The following is a 19,860-nucleotide window of genomic DNA, read 5'->3' on the forward strand; positions in this document are numbered from 1 at the left end:
ATTTGGAAACTACAACAGCCCCACAACCTTCTCCAGCAAATGATTCGTCCGCTTCTGCTGCTGCACCATCTCGTAGATCAACTCCTTCAGCCGCTGGATATCGTTCGATGCAGTCAGCAGCTCCTCTCCCTCGTCGTCCCCCTCATCCTCCAGCAGATCAACGCAGCTTCTCTCCACTCCCTTCCCGTCACCTGGAGCAAGCAGCTCGAAGAAGAGCGGAAGCTCCACGTCATCGATCGATCGGATCACTTCCTTGAGCAGCCTTCCGTAGCGATCCTCCAACCACTCGACGGCAAATTTGCTGGGGGACTGGATGAGAATGCAGTTCGACTCTTTCGTAATCCGGCAGGGCTGGAACCAGGTCTCGTATTGGATCGGAGAGATCCGGCCTCTCACCAGCCGCCTCACCTGATCGTGGAATGAGATGCTGTCCCGCTCCTCTCCCGGCACCTCCGTAGGCGGCTGCCCGCCGGACAAAACCGTTCCGCTGCGTATGCTAGCGATAATCTCCGCAGGGTTGGCCGCTCTCTCCAAGAAGGCCGCACTGTGCCATTCCCGCCGGTCTTCGAGACCGTGATGCCTGCAGTAATCCCGGATGAATCCGGCCGGGTCGAAGCAAGCCATATCGCAGGTAAATCCCCAGTACATACGGGACTGCAGCCTGGATATCAGCTTCTCCAAGAGCTTGGGCGGCTGTTCGGAGGCGAGGACGATCTGTTTGTGCTGAGCGTGCAGATGCTCGAATACTTCGAGCAGCAGCTCCTGGGTGGACTCCAGGAAGGCGAGGTCATGCACATTATCGAGCAGGAGCACGTCGACCGACTTCAGCGCCTGCTGGTAGGCCGGGATGGTGTTGTTTCGTACGGCGGAGATGAAGGTATCCTGCAGCTCACCGAGCGTGAGATAGAGGATGCGGTAATCCGAATGCGTCCGGCGGATCTCTTGGCCAATAGCGTGAAGAAGATGGGTCTTACCGACGCCCGTGGCCCCGTGAAGCATCAAGGGATTATAGGAGCGGCCCGGCGCCTGGCTCACCGCTTGCGCCGCGGCCAGGGCCACCCGGTTGCCCGAGGTGGAGATCATGTGGTTAAAGGTATATTCCGGGTAACGGTGTGCATCGTATTCGAGGTACTGCTCCATGCGGCAGGCTCCTTTCCGTGGTGCGTTGGAACATGATAACAAGCTGGCTGCGGACAAGCGTCTCCGCGAACGCAGGTATGCTTTCTTTTTGAGGCGGCGCACTTGGCGGCCTTCAATCGATGGAATCATCAGAGAACGGGGATAACGACAACACCCACACTCTCAGCAGGAACAAGGAACATACGTTCTAATCCAGGGTACAAAAAAACCTCATCAGCCGCAAGGGCTGGAGGCAAGGGGAATCTCTACGGTAACTAGTATGCGGCTGTGGGACGTTTTATACTCGCGTTGGTTTCCGTTTCTTGTTCGGTATATAAGAACAGGACCATCCCGAAGAATGGCCCCTGCTGTTTGTTGTTTGTTATCATGCCGAATCGTCAATCGCAGGAAGAAGAACTGCTGTCCAATCCTCCCCATCCCTCGCCGCCCGAAGCGTCGCCGGCCGAATAATTCGCTGATGATGAGCTACCTACTGCCGCTTCCGGAACTGGGCAAGCTGCCGGGACCCTGTCCCGCTCCGCTTCATACGGGGATGAATTCTCCGTAAATAACGGGCTGATTGTGTGGTTCAATTGGAGTACATCCATGCTGTCACTCGAAGTCGCCGCGGCGTTTGAGGAGGCCGCTTTCTTGGAAGAGCTTCTTGCCGATACGTAACCTTGCCCGCTGCAGAAATCACATTGAATGGGAATCAAAAATTTCGTGCGTTTGCCGGTTCCATTGCAGAGATAGCATCTGAGCATCCGAATCTCTCCTCTTCTCTTCGCGCAGGATGTAGGTCCCCTGCTACTCTATTAGACGCGCGGAGAGGGGGAAAGGTTTCTCTATGGATAACCAGATATTAGGGGGTGTCTGAACATAAATTTATGGAGTTAAGGTTCCAGCCTTAACTCGTACTGTTTCTTGTGAAAAGCTGACAAAATCCACTAATACATTGCTTGTCTTGTAACCGCAGCTTTCCGAAGTAGTACTTGCCGTTTGTAATTGTTCCGTTCCCGAAGTCGTTCCGACTTTTACATTGCTCCACTTTACATTATTAAGGTAACTTCCAGTCGCTAAATTTTCCGAGTGTTTAGTTGGATCCGGATCAAAATCTTGACCAATCGAGGTTACTCTTTTCACTTTCATGTTTGCTCCATTCGTTGTAAACCCTTTACTTGGATCGACGCTATAAACAGCGGTAGCACTTAAATAAGTGTTGTCCTTTTTGTATCCTTCCACATTAAGGACCGCTTGATTGTTTGCAGGGACGTAAAATTTCATAAACACGGTTTGTCCCATTTTAAAATTCCCAATAGTACCGGAGCTGTAATTCATCCCCAGAGTACTCATAGCCCATGTTTCTTCTGTAGCTGTTACCGGAGCTACTCCATCTCCCCAGTTAAACATTAACCCAGCATCAACTTGTTGATTGCCGTTAATGGCCCCGGTATAAATGTGTGCTGCTTCATTAGGGTATTTATTGATGACGATCTCACTATTCTTGATGGGTAAGTAAATATTAGCCGTTAGTCTCGATTTACCGGTTGATGAAACCACTTTACGATAGGGTCCGGAACTGGCGCTGACACAACTGGCTGCCGGGTTAGTGTATGCAAGTGTCTCAACTACTCCAGACTTTTTCACTGCAGTTTGAGTTTCATTCGCATTCGCATTTTTCTTCAACTTGCCGTTTGTGTCCAGCTTGTCTTTATTTTGCTTTTTGAATTCTTCAATTAACTCCACGCGATTTGCTGTAAAGCTGCCATCCAGATCAAATAGATAGACATTTTCTCTATCCTCAGGGTCTAGATTTTTCATTACTTCCTTTAGTTTATCTTTTTGATCTTTTGATAATCTCTCATCAATAAATCCCACTGTATCCTTATTTGCTTGTGCACTACTGATGGGAATATTGGCGAGTGTGGCCGTAAACAGAGTTGCTGCAACCATTGAATAAAGATATTTCTTCATCTTCATAATTAAACCTCCGTTATTATAAGTCTGGATTTTCCACAGTCTACTTGTCTGAAACCACGCTAAGAACAAGTTTCTTCGTTTGTGTTGAGAATCATAGAAGCCCCCTTCCTTGGTAAGACTATTTCTTTCGTTGTCGCTGCAGGGTTACTTTAACAAAGACCTATTCTTGGAACTAGGCTATATTTTTTCCCCCTAAAGCAAAAAAAGGAGGTAAATTTCTTCTCCCCCTTGAGTTCGATCTACGAGGTTGTTTTTCATCAGTCAATCCTATAAAATCTGGAACCTTAATGATATAATTGCCAAGGGAATTTACCATCGCCCCAATAGTTACCATTCCATAACCGCTTTGCATGCTAATAAAACCCTATTCTTTGCATGGAACAACATCAACAGATACCACAGATGGGATCGGAGGAAATTGACATGCTCAAGGCTTTATGCAAACTATTGCTATTCATTTTTATCACTTATATACTGGCCTACGGGCAGTTGGCCTGGACTAATCATGAAAAATCACATGGGGAACTTATACAGTTAAATAAGTGGGAATTTATGACGGGGGATTCTCTTGATCCGTCCGATAGAAAAAGCTTCAAAGACTTATCTTTATTACCAGGGGTTGCGGAAGATAACTCCATATACTGGGTCACAACAAAAATTCCGGATGCTGCATTCCGTGATCCCTCATTATACATACTTATCTTTGGAAAATATGAAGTATATCTTGAAGATACTCTTATCTATCGATATGGGGTCATAGATCCTACTAAAGAGAGTTCTTTTTATAGCACCCCCCCACGCTTGATCTCCTTGCCGGAGGACGCAGGCGGGAAAACCATGACTATTCGGGTACAGTCCCTTAGGGATCCCATTGGCCCTCGTGGATCCGTTTGGTTAGGCGAATCTTCAAATATTATTCTTCATGTGATCAAACAAGAAAGTCTTCAAATTCAATTGAGCATGTTTTATTTGTTTATCGGACTTATCTCCCTTATTCTGTTCCTGCGTTTGAAAAACCAACGAATTCTCCTGTCCTTCACTTGGGTTTCTTTTTGTGTTGGAGTTTATTTGCTGGCAAGAACAAGCTCTAAAGATTTTTTCTTTGATCATCCCTCTCTATGGGCTTTTATAGAATGTATCTCGCTATCGCTTATGGTGGCCGGCTTTCTTCATTTTCTTAGCCATGTGATCCATCCCTACAAGTCTAAACTTGTCCACTACAGTTCATTCGGGTGTGTCGGATTTACAATTGTAATCGCTTTACTGATCTTATTTACAAATGCATCCTTGAAGCTTGTTTTCACCAGCCTGCAAATTGTAGTCTTTGCTGGAGCCATATTAACTACCGTATCTCTTCTTCAGAATGCACAATATCATCGAAATGTGCCAAAAAATCTATACATGGCTATATCACTGCTTGCTTTCTGTGCTATTCATGATACGCTTTCCCACTCCTTATTTTGGAACATTCAACCTCGGTTGTTTTTACCAGGTCTTCTTATGTTTTTGTTGATACTGATGTTCGTTCTCTATCAGAAGCTTTCGAATCAGTGGGAAGAATATATCCACGATCTGGAAAGCAAGAATGCTGCCCTAAATCAGCTGAATCAATTTAAGAATCAAGTGCTCACCAACACCTCCCACGAACTCAGAACTCCTTTACATGGGATTATAGGTTTGGCTCAGGTGTTACTAAGTCAGGTTGAGGCAAGTCAGCGAAGAAACCTTGAATTGATCATCAAAAGCGGAAAGCGGCTTAGTCACCTAATAAACGACATTTTAGATATAAACGGTTTGGAACAAGATCAGTTTCATCTCCAGCCAAGCCCATTTCATCTTCGCACCACAGTAGACCATATTTTTCAGCTGCTTGAGCCTATCAAGAAAAATGGAGTAGTTTTTATAAACCATGTGCCCGATATATGCATTATCGCGGATGAAAATAGGATGCTTCAAATCCTATCCAATCTAATTGGCAATGCAGCCAAATTCACCGTGTATGGCTCCATTCGAGTAACGGCTGAGCTTAACAAAGAATCTAAGGATCAGCTTTTATTGAAAGTAGAGGATACAGGGCCCGGGATCTCACCGGAACAACTGCAATACATTTTTAAAGAATTCTATGTACCGACATCCATCATAATGGATGACAATAAGATGGTGGGCAGCGGGCTTGGCTTAGCCATTACGAAGAGGCTGATCGAAGTCCAAGGCGGGTCTATCACCGCCCAATCTACGATCGGCGTCGGAACCACATTTACCTGCGAATTGCCTATACCCATAGTTGAAGATTCCACATCCCAAAGCGAAAATCTGGATTTCCCGTATACACCCCCCGCTTATTTCACCGAAATACCAAAGTATAAAGCTTCACTGCTTATTGTTGACGACGAGAATATTAACCAGCTGGTAATCCAAGGTGCACTCCAATCCATTGATCAATGGGATTTGCATTTTGCTTCCACTGCCGAACAAGCATTAAGCATGGCCCATGCGATCCAACCGGATTTAATTATTCTTGACATCATGCTGCCTGATCTCAATGGGTTTGAGTTGTGTAGACAACTTCGTGAGAATCCTCCTGTTGAAGATATGAAGATTCTCATTTTAACTGCACGAGGGTTTCAAGATGCCCATAAAGGCTACGAAGCGGGAGCCGATGAGTATTTGCAGAAACCTGCCGATCCTGTAGAACTCGTGTATCGAATTAGTGCCCATCTTCAAGCGAGATGGTTCCTTCGTAAACAGAAACATAGTGTACTGACCGAGAGACAAATAAAATTCCTAGAACTTGCTTACCAGCACCCGCAATCATGTAAAGAAGAATTAGCGGATATGATGTTCATCAAGTATGAGACCCTAAAAAAGGATGTATTGAAGATTAATCAGCATTTCAATTCTCGTACCTATATGGAAGCCGCACTGCAAGCGAAGAAGCAGAATTTCATTTAATCTATCGATTGAACTCGATTAAACTCTATATGTAAAGCGCCTCCTTGATGGTCTCGGTTTCGAACTGCAGACACTCCCATCCATAGCGAGGCGCTTCTTTTTTTGGTTGCATGTAATGCCTATAAAATACAGGGTAAAAAATTTCCCCTCCCCTAACAAGAGGGGGGAAAAAAGGTAGTCTAGCACCCACATGAAAGATTCGATACTTTTACCATGTAATTCTCCTATCAGTCCTCTCAGGAAGGGAGTGAATGGATGAAGTAACAGTACACGTTAACTACCTCTAAGAATGAGATGGATCTCAAGTAGCTCAGGTAGTTGAAAAGAAAGTAGATTCATATGAAATTCTTTGAACAAAAATTAGTAGGAGGCAAAATTATGTTATCGAAGAAAACAGGCATGATCACACTGTCACTCTCCCTGGCCCTATCGGCGTCCCTGATTTGGAGTCCTGCCCAAACGGCAAGCGCGGCTACTTGCTCTGACGTTTTGACGCCTATGACGGACCCCCTGGCGCTGAAAATGGAGAACGGACAAACTGTCATTTGGGAGGGTGTTAAACCCGAATTAATTGCTGCCCGCGACCGTTATGTCAGTCTAATCAAAGCCAAAGGTTGGACGATTACCTATAATTCCGCTTACCGGCCCTACCAATATCAAAAACATTTGTATGAAGTTGTTCAAAATAAGAGTGTCTGCCAAGCGGAGATGACGAAGCATGGATTAGGCACACTGGTCGCCGCCCCTTCTTATACAGCGCCTCATACCGCTGGAATTGCCTTTGATGCCACAGTCAAGGACGCAAGCGGAAGAGCATTAAACAGCATGACTTCTGTAAGCAGTGCGCTCAGCGATCTTGCCAAACAAGCTGGTTTATATTTCCCTCATCCTACTTCAGATGGGGTGCACCATCAGCTCTCCGGAGATACCACAAGCACCGTATTAAAGGTGGGCAGCACGGGGCCACAGGTTGTGACCTTGCAAACCAACCTCAACCGGGTTGGATACACTGTTAGTACAGATGGTGTTTTTGGAACCGGCACAGAAACAATAGTGAAACAATTTCAAGCCGCTCACGGACTGACTGCTGATGGAATCGTTGGTTCGGCAACAGCGAGTAAGTTGAGCGCATTAGCAAGCACTACCACCGTCTTGCGCGTTGGAAGCTCCGGTGATGAAGTCAAGGTACTACAACGCCTCTTAACCAAGAAGGGATATTCTGCAACAGCAGATGGTGTATTCGGAAGTGGCACGGAGAGCACTGTAAAACGATTCCAAGCCGCTAACAGCTTAACCGCTGATGGAATTGTAGGCTCTGCAACTTGGAGTAAATTACGTTCATAACACTAACCAACAGGGAGGGCTCAGCCCCTCCCTGTTCTTTTGTTACAACCTATTTTGTAATGTATAGCGTGCAGTGGAAGATATCGTTATGACAGCTCGAGATTGGCGCTGGGGCTGAGCTGCAGTCCCCCCTCGGCCGCTCGTCACCGTCACCCCTCTCCACCACAAGAGTCTCGACAGATGCAGCAAGCCTTCGTACATGGTCCGACCCTTTTTCGCCGTATGGATGTACAGTGCATGATCGCTCCCGCAGACCGCCACGCAGGCTCCCGCCAATGGATCTATTGTCAGGCTGCCGGATGATCCATCCGACAAGATGCCCTGCTCTATTAGTTCTTTTCGGGTATGTAACCACCGCTCTTCGATCTTCGCGGCCAGGAACCCCCGGAACGGGTCCTCCCACGGCAGGACAATCTACTGCCGGCGCTGCCACAAACACATAGCCCCTTACTGTGTAATCGGCTTCTCCTTTCCTATGAAAACTACTATTTTGTAATAAACTAGATTTTCATACTAGCTTTTTTGCTAGTAACTGTAATATAATCGTTCGTGCTGTATACAACTGGGAATTTGGAGAGGAGAAACAAACAAGATGAAACGAAAGTATGGAACATGGACACTGGTTACCCTGCTCGGCACGTCGCTTCTGGTGAGCGGCTGCGGCAAGGAAGTATCTCCCAAGCAAGCGCTAGAGACCGCATATGCCAATGCGAGTAATATGAAATCGACGGATTTTGATCTATCGATGAGCATGAGCCTCGACATGCCGCAGGACGTATTGGACAATGACCCGGGGATGGCCGCGGTCGCGAATATGCTCAAGAACCTTGAGGTGAAAGCCAAAGGTACATACCAGATGGAGCCGATGCAGGCGGAAATGACCGTGGAGGCGCACCTGAAGGGTGATATGCAGATGAACATCAGCCTGCCTCTTGTCATGACCCAGGAGAAGATGTGGGTCAAGGTGCCGAACATCCCGATGCTGCCGATCCCTAAGGATGTCGTCGGCAAATTCATCGAGGTGGACATGAAGGAGCTCAGCGAGCAGTCCGGTGGTACCTTCAACGCCGATGCGGCTAACATCCAGAAGCAGCAGCAGCTGGGGCAGGACATCATGAAGGTGGTTGTCACCAGCTTCGACGAGAATACCTTCCTCTCGAAGGTCGACGCGAAGGCCTACAAGCTGGCGGATCAGAGCCAGCCGAAGCAGGTCGTCAAATTTGCCGTAACGAACGAGAATCTGGATGCGGCCGTCAACACGGTCATCGAGAAGGTCGCCCCCCAGGTGCTTGACCTGCTGGCGAGCGACAAGTATGCAGGCGTGGCCCAGCTGACGAAGGAGGAGGTCGAAGAGGCGAAGAAAGAGCTCGCCGCCCAAGATAAATCCGAGCTCAAGCAGGGTCTCGAGGAGATGAAAAAGGAGCTGCAGATCAACGAGTTCAGCGTCATTACCGGCCTCGACAAGAAGGACTTCCCTGCTCTGATGGAAGTGAATGCGGATGTCGGCTTCACGCAGGACGACCAGCCGATCAAGGCCGGCATCAAGGCCACAACTACCTATTCCCGCATTAACGAGCCGGCGGAGTTCAAGCTCGGCATTCCGAAGGACACGATCAGTCTCGAAGAGTTCGGCAGCAAAATGAACGGTTACTAAGCCAAGAGAAAAGCCAGGTTCCGCCGCTGAGTGCGGTGAGCCTGGCTTTGGTTTTGATGCTCTTTCACTGCTGATTATTCTGACGAAACTTCCAACTTATGCTATAATCCATGTACACAATAGAATCGGCTTGAGAGGGCGGTCGGCTAATCTCCCGGAAGGGAGGTGAGGCCATGGAGGTTAAAGATGCACTGACGCTGATGTTCATGTTCGGCATGTTCATTCTGTCGCTGCTGACTTATCTGAAAAAGAAATAGACCGCCCTCCACCAAAAGGTCGCGGTCTATTTCTGTCGCATTACCTGAATGAAGCCACCGCCCTTAAAAGCGGCTGTTGTGTTGAGTAAGGAGCCGGTTGCCGCCGGCTCCTTTTCACATTGTAAGCATCTCTTGCTTTTACTATACCATATCTTTCTTGAGCATGGGAAGGGACTACACCAACCTTAGATACAAGTCAAAAGTCTGATCCAAGATCGCAGCCACAAGGACGGTAAACTTGGTAATATCCCCAGTCGTATGGGCTTCATCCAAAGCCGAATAATACTCAGCCCTGACTCCTTTTCGATAACGATAGGTGGGTAACCATTCTTCATCAGCTCAAAGTTTAAAAGCAGCCTCGCCGTTCTTCCGTTCCCATCAATAAATGGGTGGATCTTCGCAAAATCACTATGAACCCTTGCCGCCCTCTCTACAGGATGGAGCTGCTTCCCTTCGCCTTCATACCACTTGATGAGCTGCTCCATTTGAATAGGGACCTGTGCCATGTCAGGCGGTATGTGTGTGGCACCGCTGGTCAGGACATTCTGCTTCCGGTATGCCCCGGCATGTTCATCTTGAATCCCCTTGAGAATCAGCCGATGGATACTCTTGATCTGCCACTCGGACAGCGGCTCCTGTCTGCCCACGATCTCCTCGACATAAAGAATTGCTTCCTTATGGTTAATAGCCTCCAGATGTTCATGAATGGTTTCCCCCCTACGGTAATTCCCTCAAGAACAACCTTCGTCTCGGATAAGGTTAACGTATTGCCTTCGATTGCATTGGAGTGATACGTCCAGTTGACGATAAGATGCTCCCGAATACTCCGGAAGGTATGAACCGGCAGCGGCCGCCTTTGGTCCAATAACAACTTCTTGGTATCGATGGCTTCGAACATGAACATCACTCCACTAAGTGCGGTTTAACCCTATTATACTACATCCATTGGATATACAGGAAAAAAGGGCCTCTTGCCCTCCTCTCACCCCCCAACCACCGCTCGCTCCGCAGCTCCAGAGCCGGGCCGCGGAAGGCCGCGAAAGAGGGCGTGGTGCAAGCCGGTTACCTGGGCAGGAATCCAGGCCGGACGCGGGGAAACACGGCGTGCAGCAGGCGGAAGCTTCTTTGGTCTGAGAACGACGGGTGCCGATTTTACCCGGACTTCATATCTGGAGGAGGTGTGACAAAAAAATCAGACAGTCGTGTGAGACCAGAGATATACCCCTTGGCATGCCTGCTTACAACAAAGGCCCGGACAGCCTGCGCCTGAGCGCAAGCCGTCCGGGCTTTCGACTTCCCGATCATCCCTATGTCATTGGAAGGATTCGAGAAGCACCTTGATCTCCGGGTTTAGCTTCAGCGTATTGAGCAGAATCGTTAACGACTCAGCCCGGGTCGATGAGGCCTCGGGATCGAATCTGTTCCCTCCCCTGCCCGAGATGATGCCGGCCTGGGCGGCGTTCCTGATCCCATCCGCTGCGAAGGAACCCGCAATATCTCCGAAGGCACCGGCCGCTGCATCCTTCTTCACCCCATCCATGTTAACGATCCGGGAGATGATCGCGACCATCTCGGCCCGCGTGATGGATTGATCCGGCCGGAATGCCTCGCCATACCCGTTCAGTACGCCGGCATCCGCGAGTTTGGTAATCGTATCCTTGGCCCAGTGGCTCCCGACATCGTTCAAGACCACCGACTGCTTCTTCCCGCCGCCGATGCTGAATATACGGTCGATGATCGTCGCGAATTCAGCCCGCGTCACCTTCCCGTCCGGGTTGAATCTGCCGCTGCCGTAGCCTTGGATGACATTCAATCTGGCGAACAGGTCGACCGTCTGTTCAGCCCAGTGCCCTTTCGTATCCGAAAGCTGCACCCGGGCCCCGGATTGCCTGGCTTCCCCGATGCGGGACTCGAGCAGGCGGACCACGTCGCCATCCTGCACGACCGCTGTCCGGAACACAGCCTCTGAAGCGGCAGGGGCCTGCGGAGCCGGAGCAGCGACCACCGCGCCTTCTCCCACGGACGGATCAGCCTCCGCTTCCGCGCCGGATCCGGCATCGGTGTTTGCGCTGCTGCTTCCGCCGCCGCTACCACTGCTGCTTCCGCCACCGTTTCCTTCGGATACCGTTCCACCCTCACTGCCGCCGTTTTCCGGAGCATCCGGTACCGTGATCACCGTACCCGGCACTTCCGGGGTCGTCCCTTCATCCGGGATCGGCGTCTCCGTACCCGGCGCTCCCGGCGTTTGCTCTTCGTCCGGTGCCGGCGTCTCGGTCTCCGGTACCGGTGTAGGATCAGTAACTGGAATCGAAACGATGCTCACCCGGTACGTTCGGGTGGAGCCCCCTGCTGCCGTCACGACGATGGTCACATCCTTGGCTTCCCCCTGCGTCAGGCTCAGCGTCTGCGGCACGCCGCTTGCGGCCAAGGCGCCATCGATAGTCATGGATGCCGCCGGATCATACACGGCAGCTGTCACGGTAACCGTGGAGGCGCTGCTTGGTACCTGCAAACTGTAGCTCAGCTGCGCTGCGTCGAATGCCGGCTCCAGCCCATACGCACCCGCCGACAAGGAAGCCAGCTCATTCGAGACGACCTTCACCTGCCGCACCGTCTCCGGCGAAGCGTTGCCGCTCTCATCGGTGACGCTATAGCGGAGCGCATACGTACCGAGGACATCGGTATCCACCGAGCCGGTCACCGTCACCCGGTCGGTCATATCCCCGTCGGCGGTGTCGGCCGCTGTATAACCCGGCTCCACATACGGCTGCCCCTTCAGGAGATACACCGTAGAATCTCCATACAGCGTGATGATCGGCTGGTCTTCATCGACAATCGCGAAGCTGGCCTCGGCTTCAGCCGACTTCGCATCGTCCGCACCGGCGGTTCGGCCATTATCGCTCAGGGTGTAGATGAATCTCGCCGTGCCTGTATAGCCCGGATCCGGAACGAACTCCACCCGGTCCTGCACCATACTGACCGTCCCGCCTTGGACGGATTCCACATTACTCACAGCCAGCGACTGCCACTGCCGCTCGTCGGCGGCTCCCGCATCATCGTTGCCTGTCAGCGCGGAGAAGGGGATGCTGACGACAGCACTCCCTTTGGCTGCTGCAGCCAGGGTGTCGTCCTGCGCCTTCGGCGCATCATTGACTTCCGTGACCGTAATCTGCGCTGCGGCCGGGCCGCTGAGAAGCGTCCCTTCCGTGTCCGGCGATGCCTGGACGAAGAAGCCGAAGCCCGTGAGGCCATGCGCATCCGCTGCCGGAGTGAACTTCAAGCCGGCGGCTCCCTCGGATACCGTAATGAACTCTCCATCGCCAATGACCGTTGTCCCATCATTACGGTAGAGGGTGCCTCCCGTAATGCCGGTGATTCGGTAATAAGCCGCTGCAGCCCCTCCGGCCGCCGTCGGCGTGATCACCAGACCGTTCATCGTCTGAACGTCCTCTTCCGTGACCGCGTCGGTCACAGCCGGTACATCCGCCCGGGCATTGATGGTGAACGTGACCGCTCCGGGCTGACTGTTCAGCGGGTCCGGTGAACCACTCGTGGTCCCGTTGTCCGCCACCGTGTACTCGAAGCCCGCGGTCCCCCGGTAGCCCGCCCCCGGTGTGAATACGGCGTGTGTCCCCGCATCGTTGATCCGGACGGTCCCTCCCAGCGCCTGGCCGACCGACACCACGGTCAGTGTCTGCCCGCTTTCGTTATCCGCACCCGGTGTATCGTTGCGGAGCAAATCCGCCAGCGGAATCAGCCGTTCGCCCGAATTCTCGACGACAGCCTCGAGGACGTCCGGGTTGGCCTGCGGCGCATCATTGGTTTCGGTCACGGTAACCGCAGCTTCCACGGCATCACTAAGCCTGGTACCATCCGTGCCCGGCGAGGCCTGGACGCGGAAGCCGAAGCCTGTGAGGCCGTTCGCGTCGGCCGCCGGGGTGAACTTCAGACCTGCATCCCCCTCCCAGACAGGGATGAAGCTCCCCTCCGCGATGGGTGTAGATCCGTCATTTCTATACAGGGTTCCTCCTGTGATGCCCGTGATTTTGTAGTATGCGGGCGGGGCATCTTCCCATTCTCCAGGCGTAATCACAAGTCCGCTCGACGTCTGCACTTCCTCTGCCGTTTCCGCATTCGTGACGGCCGGCTTGCCCGCCCTCGGTTCAATGGTGAACGAGACGTCCGCCGGGGAAACGGACTGCCGGGGATCCGGCGAACCGCCGGTCACCCCGTTGTCCTGCACCACGTACTTGAAGCCTGCCGGTCCATGGTAGCCTGCAGCCGGCGTGAACAGGACGCTGTCCCCGGAGAGGACCGCCGTTCCCCCTGCTTCGCTTCCCGGCACAAGGGTGACCGAGAGCGTCTGCCCGCTTTCGTTGGCAGAGCCCTTCACATCATTGCCAAGCAGATGGGCCAGCGGAATGACAACGCCCTCTGCATTCTCATCGACGGACGTCCAGGTGTCGCTGACGGCTGTGGGCGCATCATTGACCTGGTCAACGGTAATCACCGCCTGCACCATACCGCTGAGTCCCGTTCCGGACGGATCCTGTGCGGCTTGGGCCTTGAACGAGAAGGTGCCTCCCGCCTGGCTGTTGGCATCCGGGTCGGGGGTATATTTAAGACCTAACGCCCCCTCGGCAGCTGGGATGAACTGACCGTTTACGATCTCCGTGGTGCCGTCATTCCTATACAGCCTGCCGCCGAGGATCTCCGTAATTTTGTAATGCGTAACCGGCACCGTGTCCCCGGCGTTCGGCGTAAGGACCAGCCCCGATGCGGACGCTTCGTCCTCCGCCGTTACGGCAGGCGTGATTCCCGGAAGACCGGCAGCGGCCGGTGCGGTAACCACTTCAAGCTGAGGCCGATAGGCCTCAGTCCCGTTATCGGAATGATAAGCGAACTCAACCCCCAGATCCGTATTCCCCCGCACAATGAACGTCACCTTCGAAGATCCGGCTGCCTTCTGCTCCTGCACGAATGAGGTAACGTCGAATTCGCTCCAGGTTCCGGCGGAAATCGAATTCTCCTCATACAGCATACTCAGATCGGAAGCTTCCCAAGGAAAAATGTCCCCCCAGGCATCCGCATCCGATGGAAGACGGGCACCATAAATACCGATCTTCGGCACGGTCGAGGCATCCAAGTCCTCATCATGCAATTGGTCGATATGGATACGGAGCGTCGCACTTTGGACGGTCCCCCCGTCCGCCGGAAGGGTGAATTGGATTGCGCCCTGCGCCAGTCCATACATCGGATCCCCACTGTTTCCTGCATAATTGACAGGTTCCGTCTTGGACAGCCCCGCGTTATCCCAATAAGCGTCGGCATAAGGGGCTAGTGTAGCCATCATACTCGCTGCCTGGACCCGTTCCATCGTCCAAGGCTGCGGTACCAGCAGCATGGAAGCGACGGCCGCCAAGGCCGCTTTTTGTTTTACCTTCTTCTTCATACTTCACCTCTAGGTAGGGACCCTCTGGTATGGGTCCAATTCCAATCTTTACATCTATTTCGACAACATCAGACAAATCCATTAGGTTTTTCTGCCACCCAACATCTCAACAATCTCAACACAAAAAACCGCTCGACAAGCGAGCGGTTAAGGCGCAATGGTTCCGTTAATGTCGTCTTCGTCTTCTTCTCCGTGCAGCTGCATTCCGTGGTTCAGATCAGCTCGAGCTCCGCAAGCCGGCCCTGCCGGTGCCGGATGAGCAGCCGCCGGCCATCCTGCAGCTCCAGCTCCACCAGGCGGTCGGCATGCTCGCTCCCCGTTCCGGCGAACCGGACCGTTACGCAGGTAGGCTCCCCGCAGTCGCAGGAAGCCGTTACTTCCAGCCCATCGAGCTGGGCGAGATAGCCGCCCCGCAGCTCCTCCCGCTCCATATGCTGCAGCCCGAACTGCAGCCAGTACTGCTCTTCGTGGGACAAGCCCCTGCCGCGGGGCGGCGGATAACAGGACTCATCGGTATAGATTAGCTTGGACATGACACATACCCCCGGGGCCGTTGGAATGGTTTGCAACCTGTTGTTACTTACCTTATCGACCGGGGGCGGTGATTTTTGTATATCTCTTTTTGACGGTCTCCATCATCCCCTTCGTGAACGAAGCCAGGAGCAGGTAAACCGGGAAGGAATAGTACGATTTCCAGAGTATAGGCTGATAGATCCCCAGATGCATAAAAAGCGGCTCTGCAGCAAACGAAGCACCCAGCGCCAGGACGGTATGGGCGAGGAGAAAGGGCTTCCAGCCCGGAAACCACTGATAAAGGAGCATATAGCACACAGGAATAAGGGCGATGTCGGCCGTCATAAGACGGTTATACAGCGGGAACAGCTTGTAGTGATAGCTCCAGAACTGAAGCTCCGTGCCTGCTGCATCGAGCAGGGTGGCGAGATAGGCTATGAGCAGCCCGAGGAAGCCGATTTCGAACAAGCGCCGTTTGTCGGCGAGGTGCCACCAGAGGAGCCAGGTGCCCAGGAACAGCACAAGCAAAAACCACCACTGGGGTGTCAGCACCTCATGCTGTATCCAATGGGAAAGCCGAAGCTCTGTCAGCCTTTTCTGTGCCTCATTCACCAGATTGTGAAGCTCTTCATCCTTCATGCCCGCATCACCCCTTATTCTTTGTGTCCATCAGGGGGCCGGTTTAAACGGGCGGGATGCCGTAGAAGCGGCACGAGTTCTCATAGAGGATACGGCCTGCTTCCTCCTCCTTCATTCCCTTGAGCTCCGCGATCTTCCGGATCGCCTGCCGGACCATGGACGGATGGGTGGTCTGTCCGGCGAACGGCCCCTCGAAAGGCCAAGGCCCGTCCGTCTCCACCATGAGCCGCTCCAGCGGCACGGCGGCGGCGACAGCCTGTGTTTTCGCTTGGTACACCAGGTCGGGCGTCACCGAGACATGGCAGCCCATACGCTCCATCCGCCGGAGCGTATCCGTACTGCCCTTGAACCAGTGAAAATGAGCACGGTGCACGCCATGACGCTCCAGCAGGTCCAGCGCCGTGTCTGCATCTTCATAGACGGCGTGCAGCACGATAGGCTTGTCCAGCTCCGCAGCCAGCCGCACGAACCGCTCAAGCAGGCGGACATAGCCGTCCAGCGGAAACTCTTCGCCGCGGAGCTCCGCCGCCTGGCGAAGATAATACGGCAGGCCGACCTCGCCGACCGCCGTCATCTCGCACCGGTACGCGCGGATCCAGGCGAACAGCGCCTCCTCTTCGGCAGCGTCAGGCAGCGGCTGCTCCGGATGATACCCGAAGGCGCAGCGTATGCGGCCCGGGGGCGCCTGCCGGCTCAAACGCAGCACGTCCCTGCAGGAAGCGGGGCCCATCGAGACGGCGACCAGCGCCTGCACGCCGCTGTCCGCCAGCGATGACAGCAGCGCCTCCCGGTCCGCCGCCCCGTAGGCGTCCAGGTGGATATGGGTGTCGATGACCGGGTAGTCCGGGGCATCGCTTGAATGGATTTGCGGCATATCGAGGTCCTCCCGGGAAACGAGCCGAAGCAGGCTCGGTAGTCACTTCCTTCATTATACCGGATCGGCGGCGGATGCTAAGCCCAGCTTCCTGGAGAAGGATCTGCACGTCAAGTTCGGCAGACCGGTCCCCTGCCCGCCACGCTTTCCCTTATGAACCCCCAGTTCCACGGCATGGCAAAATACCCCCACAGCACGCACGTACCGGAGGAAGGCTTGGGTCACCCTCCTCTCGGAATGCATGCTGCGGGGTATTCGCTCCACCCGCTTATGGCTGGACCGCTGCTGCCGACCGTCCCCAGCCTCACAGGAGCTTCGCCAGACGGTCCGCCGCCGGCTTGTAGCTGTCACGCGCTGCGGCTTCATAGTACATCCGGGCCTTCGTCATATCCCCGGTCGTCTCATAGAATACGCCCAGGTTGTACGCCGGCAGGAAGCTTCCCGTGCCCCGCACGCTGTCATACCGGCTGGTCTCCCCTAGAGCGAGGCAGGCCAGGAACGACTGCTCGATCTGCGGGAAGAAGGCAATATACTTCTCAATATTGCTGAACACGAGTTCCCGATAGAAGTGCCCGCAGGCGAAGTGGAAGTCCGGATAGTCCGGCAGGAACGGCTTTTCCCTCTCGATGAGCTCCAACCCTTCTTCCAGCTTCCCGCCCGCAATGATGTTGTACAGGTAATCGACGACCGCCAGCGGGTAGAACGCCTCCTCTCTGCGCAGCTGCTCATAGCACCGCGAGAAGTACGGGGCTGCAGCCTGGTAGTCCCCCGCCATCCGGTATTCCTTGGCCAGCTGGAAGAGGAGATAGGCGTCCGTCGGATTCACCTCCACCGCTTGGTGCAGCAGCTTCAGATTGCGGTCCGATTTGTTCCTGCGGAAATACCCGTCATGGTACACCTCGATGGATGTCTTCACCGCAGGCAGATCGGTCACTACCTGCTCATGAATGATGCCGGTATAGAAGGTTCCTCTCGGGAACAGTCTCGATATATAGACCTGTGATTCCATAACCTCGCCGTTCTGCTCGAATTTATCGATCCGCTTGATCCGGCCGATGCCCTGCCGGCGGGCGATGAACGCACGGATCTCCTGACCGCAGTCATTCAGGATATATTCGTCCGCATCGAGGACGAGATTCCAATCCCCCGTCGACTGCCGGAGCGCAAAGTTGCGGGCGTCCGAGAAGCTGTGGGTCCACTCGTAATCATAGACCTTCGCTCCGTACGAGAGGGCGATCTCCTTAGTATTGTCGGTCGAGCCCGTATCCGCAATGACGATTTCATCCACGAGAGGCCTCGCGCTCTCGAGGCATCGGGCCAGGTCTTGAGCTTCGTTCTTGACGATCATGGTCAGCGACAACCGAACCAATGTCTCACCCCTTTTTGGATCATGGGACCAGTATAACCCAATGCCGAGCCCCCTTATAACTCTATCGGCTTCTACGGCTGCCGCCGAGAGGGTTTTTCCCCACGATACATGTCTAGGTGAGGTACGCCCCGGGTACACACCTGGCGAATCCCGGTGTGCTGCGGCAGGGGATAACCGGCTGCGCCGTCCGATGACGGAACCCAGCACCTAGGCGTCCTGATTCGGTCATGCACAAAGAGCAGCCCTCCACGCGGAAGACTGCTCCTCTGTGCATCCTCAACCCTGCTTTCCTATGCCGAAAAAAGTCCGTGCCGTCCGCGTCGCCGCCTCCGCCACTTCCCCCGCAGGCCTGCCCATGCAAGCGGCCACCGTCTGCAGGATATGCGGCAGGAAAGCCGGCTCGTTGCGGCCGTCCTTGGGCTTCGGCGAGAGGTCGCGCGGCGTCAGGAACGGTGCATCCGTCTCCAGCATCAGCCTCTCGAGCGGGATGCTCCTCACAAGCTCGCGCAGGTGCTTCCCCCGCCGTTCATCGCAGATCCAGCCGGTGATGCCGATGTACAGGCCCATGTCGAGATACTTGTGCAGCTCGTACGCGGTGCCCGTAAAGCAGTGCACGACCGCCCGGCCGATGTACGGCCGGTGCTGCCGGAGCAGCGCGGTGAAGTCCGCATGGGCTTCCCGCTCGTGCAGGAACAGGGGCAGGCCGGTCTCGGCGGCGAGCCCGAGCTGCTCCTCGAACCAGCGGCGCTGCACGTCGCGGGGCGAGAAGTCGCGGTTATAGTCGAGGCCGCATTCGCCGATGGCTGTGACCTGCGGCAGGGCCGCCAGCTCGCGCAGCCTGGGGATCGTTGTCTCGTCGCAGCCCTTGGCGTCGTGCGGATGAATCCCGGCCGTCGAGTAGAGCCGCCCGGGATAGCGGCCGGCCAGCTTCGCCGCTTCCGTGCTGCTGCGCAGCGACGTGCCGGTGAGGTTCATCGGCGATACGCCGGCGGCCAGAGCACGGGCGATCACCTCCTCCCGGTCCGCATGGAAGGAGCGGTGCGTCAGGTTCACGCCGATGTCGATAAGCGCAGGGCCGGTGAGCGTCATAGCGGAGGAGCTCCTTTCTCCTTCTCGGCGGGATGAACGGCAAGGCAGGAAGCGGGAACCTCGTCGGCCAGCCATACTTCATTACCGGCGTAGTAGAAGGTTACGCCGAGATCTGCCGCTTTCCGGGTATCCACGGTGAGGATGAGGAGTTCTCCTCTCCGGCTTCCCGCCAGTGAGGCGAAGCCGGTACCCTCGGATAAGTGCACATACTGCCGGTTCATCGGGCGGAGGCCCTCAGCCCGAATGGCCGGGGCGGATTCAGCGTTCGTACCGTGATACAGGAGATCCGGCGGTGTGCCGGGCTCGTACTGCACCCGGTCATGGCTGTGCCCGTACCGGGCGCGGATCCGGCCGTCCCGGAGCTCGAAGCGCTGCTTCTCCGACCGCCCTACCACGGCAGAGATGTCTTCTTCCGTCACCCAGGCCCACGAACGCTGGGCGCGGATCGCCTGCAGCAGCGCCTCCACCGTGCAGGAGCCGTCTGCCGGATCGAGGGAGAGCCCGAATTCTCCCGGCGTGTGGCGCAGCAGTTTGGTCATGAATTTGCTTAATCGTTGTTCGGACGCCGGTGTCAGCATGTTCCGTTCCCACTTTCTCTCTGTCCGTTATCGCCAGTTT

General features: G+C 54.3%; 13 protein-coding genes and 1 pseudogene. 4 read left to right on the forward strand and 10 right to left on the reverse strand.

Annotation, left to right across the window (positions count from 1 at the left end; all coding sequences use genetic code 11):
* Window positions 1-9: 9 nt before the first annotated feature.
* Both ACP26L_RS32030 and ACP26L_RS32035 read right to left on the reverse strand, forming a co-directional pair.
* Entirely contained in the window at window positions 10-1,140 is a 1,131-nt protein-coding gene (locus ACP26L_RS32030) for a DnaA ATPase domain-containing protein (RefSeq protein ID WP_426449652.1), read from the reverse strand.
* An 864-nt stretch (window positions 1,141-2,004) separates the two neighbouring features.
* Complete coding sequence (locus ACP26L_RS32035; RefSeq protein ID WP_426449653.1) at window positions 2,005-3,099, reverse strand: hypothetical protein; 1,095 nt, start codon at window positions 3,097-3,099, stop codon at window positions 2,005-2,007.
* 423 nt (window positions 3,100-3,522) lie between these two features.
* Here ACP26L_RS32035 and ACP26L_RS32040 point away from each other — a divergent pair, with 423 nt between their 5' ends.
* The 4 genes from ACP26L_RS32040 (at window position 3,523) to ACP26L_RS32055 (ending at window position 9,306) form a co-directional block, all read left to right on the forward strand.
* Entirely contained in the window at window positions 3,523-6,051 is a 2,529-nt protein-coding gene (locus tag ACP26L_RS32040; protein ID WP_426449654.1) for an ATP-binding protein, read from the forward strand.
* A 378-nt stretch (window positions 6,052-6,429) separates the two neighbouring features.
* Window positions 6,430-7,395 (forward strand): peptidoglycan-binding protein, encoded by a 966-nt coding sequence (locus ACP26L_RS32045; RefSeq protein ID WP_426449655.1) that lies wholly within the window; start codon window positions 6,430-6,432, stop codon window positions 7,393-7,395.
* Between the two features lie 592 nt (window positions 7,396-7,987).
* On the forward strand, window positions 7,988-9,049 hold the full coding sequence (locus tag ACP26L_RS32050; RefSeq protein WP_426449656.1) for a DUF6612 family protein: 1,062 nt from the start codon (window positions 7,988-7,990) through the stop codon (window positions 9,047-9,049).
* 173 nt (window positions 9,050-9,222) lie between these two features.
* A complete protein-coding gene (locus ACP26L_RS32055; protein WP_426455180.1) occupies window positions 9,223-9,306 on the forward strand; it encodes a putative holin-like toxin in 84 nt (27 codons plus the stop codon).
* Between the two features lie 174 nt (window positions 9,307-9,480).
* Here ACP26L_RS32055 and ACP26L_RS32060 read toward each other — a convergent pair.
* The 8 genes and pseudogenes from ACP26L_RS32060 to ACP26L_RS32095 form a co-directional block, all read right to left on the reverse strand.
* Window positions 9,481-10,204: pseudogene (locus tag ACP26L_RS32060) on the reverse strand (Fic family protein).
* A gap of 414 nt (window positions 10,205-10,618) precedes the next feature.
* Window positions 10,619-14,758: an S-layer homology domain-containing protein gene (locus tag ACP26L_RS32065; protein ID WP_426449657.1), complete on the reverse strand. Its 4,140-nt coding sequence runs from the start codon at window positions 14,756-14,758 to the stop codon at window positions 10,619-10,621.
* A gap of 212 nt (window positions 14,759-14,970) precedes the next feature.
* Window positions 14,971-15,291, reverse strand: coding sequence for a hypothetical protein (locus tag ACP26L_RS32070; protein WP_426449658.1), 321 nt, complete (start codon window positions 15,289-15,291; stop codon window positions 14,971-14,973).
* Between the two features lie 52 nt (window positions 15,292-15,343).
* Window positions 15,344-15,910 carry a CBO0543 family protein gene (locus ACP26L_RS32075; RefSeq protein ID WP_426449659.1) on the reverse strand — a complete coding sequence of 189 codons (567 nt, stop codon included), beginning with the start codon at window positions 15,908-15,910 and terminating at the stop codon, window positions 15,344-15,346.
* A gap of 43 nt (window positions 15,911-15,953) precedes the next feature.
* Window positions 15,954-16,784, reverse strand: coding sequence for a TatD family hydrolase (locus ACP26L_RS32080; RefSeq protein ID WP_426449660.1), 831 nt, complete (start codon window positions 16,782-16,784; stop codon window positions 15,954-15,956).
* A gap of 304 nt (window positions 16,785-17,088) precedes the next feature.
* Window positions 17,089-18,144 (reverse strand): tetratricopeptide repeat-containing glycosyltransferase family 2 protein, encoded by a 1,056-nt coding sequence (locus ACP26L_RS32085; protein ID WP_426449661.1) that lies wholly within the window; start codon window positions 18,142-18,144, stop codon window positions 17,089-17,091.
* Between the two features lie 285 nt (window positions 18,145-18,429).
* The gene (locus ACP26L_RS32090) at window positions 18,430-19,242 is read right to left on the reverse strand and encodes a TatD family hydrolase (RefSeq protein WP_426449662.1); all 813 of its coding nucleotides are present in this window, start codon (window positions 19,240-19,242) and stop codon (window positions 18,430-18,432) included.
* Window positions 19,239-19,820, reverse strand: a complete 582-nt coding sequence (locus tag ACP26L_RS32095) for an RNA 2'-phosphotransferase (protein ID WP_426449663.1) — start codon at window positions 19,818-19,820, stop codon at window positions 19,239-19,241. The genes ACP26L_RS32090 and ACP26L_RS32095 overlap by 4 nt, the downstream gene beginning before the upstream one ends.
* Between the last annotated feature and the right edge of the window lie 40 nt (window positions 19,821-19,860).

Source organism: Paenibacillus sp. S-38 (assembly GCF_049942825.1).
In the GTDB taxonomy this organism is placed as follows: Bacteria; Bacillota; Bacilli; order Paenibacillales; family NBRC-103111; genus Paenibacillus_G.

Excerpts from the sequence above, each read along its gene's own strand:
- ACP26L_RS32030 (WP_426449652.1), bottom strand. The coding sequence starts at position 1,140 with ATGGAGCAGTACCTCGAATACGATGCACACCGTTACCCGGAATATACC.
- ACP26L_RS32035 (WP_426449653.1), bottom strand. The coding sequence starts at position 3,099 with ATGAAGATGAAGAAATATCTTTATTCAATGGTTGCAGCAACTCTGTTT.
- ACP26L_RS32040 (WP_426449654.1), top strand. The coding sequence starts at position 3,523 with ATGCTCAAGGCTTTATGCAAACTATTGCTATTCATTTTTATCACTTAT.
- ACP26L_RS32045 (WP_426449655.1), top strand. The coding sequence starts at position 6,430 with ATGTTATCGAAGAAAACAGGCATGATCACACTGTCACTCTCCCTGGCC.
- ACP26L_RS32050 (WP_426449656.1), top strand. The coding sequence starts at position 7,988 with ATGAAACGAAAGTATGGAACATGGACACTGGTTACCCTGCTCGGCACG.
- ACP26L_RS32055 (WP_426455180.1), top strand. The coding sequence starts at position 9,223 with ATGGAGGTTAAAGATGCACTGACGCTGATGTTCATGTTCGGCATGTTC.
- ACP26L_RS32065 (WP_426449657.1), bottom strand. The coding sequence starts at position 14,758 with ATGAAGAAGAAGGTAAAACAAAAAGCGGCCTTGGCGGCCGTCGCTTCC.
- ACP26L_RS32070 (WP_426449658.1), bottom strand. The coding sequence starts at position 15,291 with ATGTCCAAGCTAATCTATACCGATGAGTCCTGTTATCCGCCGCCCCGC.
- ACP26L_RS32075 (WP_426449659.1), bottom strand. The coding sequence starts at position 15,910 with ATGAAGGATGAAGAGCTTCACAATCTGGTGAATGAGGCACAGAAAAGG.
- ACP26L_RS32080 (WP_426449660.1), bottom strand. The coding sequence starts at position 16,784 with ATGCCGCAAATCCATTCAAGCGATGCCCCGGACTACCCGGTCATCGAC.
- ACP26L_RS32090 (WP_426449662.1), bottom strand. The coding sequence starts at position 19,242 with ATGACGCTCACCGGCCCTGCGCTTATCGACATCGGCGTGAACCTGACG.
- ACP26L_RS32095 (WP_426449663.1), bottom strand. The coding sequence starts at position 19,820 with ATGCTGACACCGGCGTCCGAACAACGATTAAGCAAATTCATGACCAAA.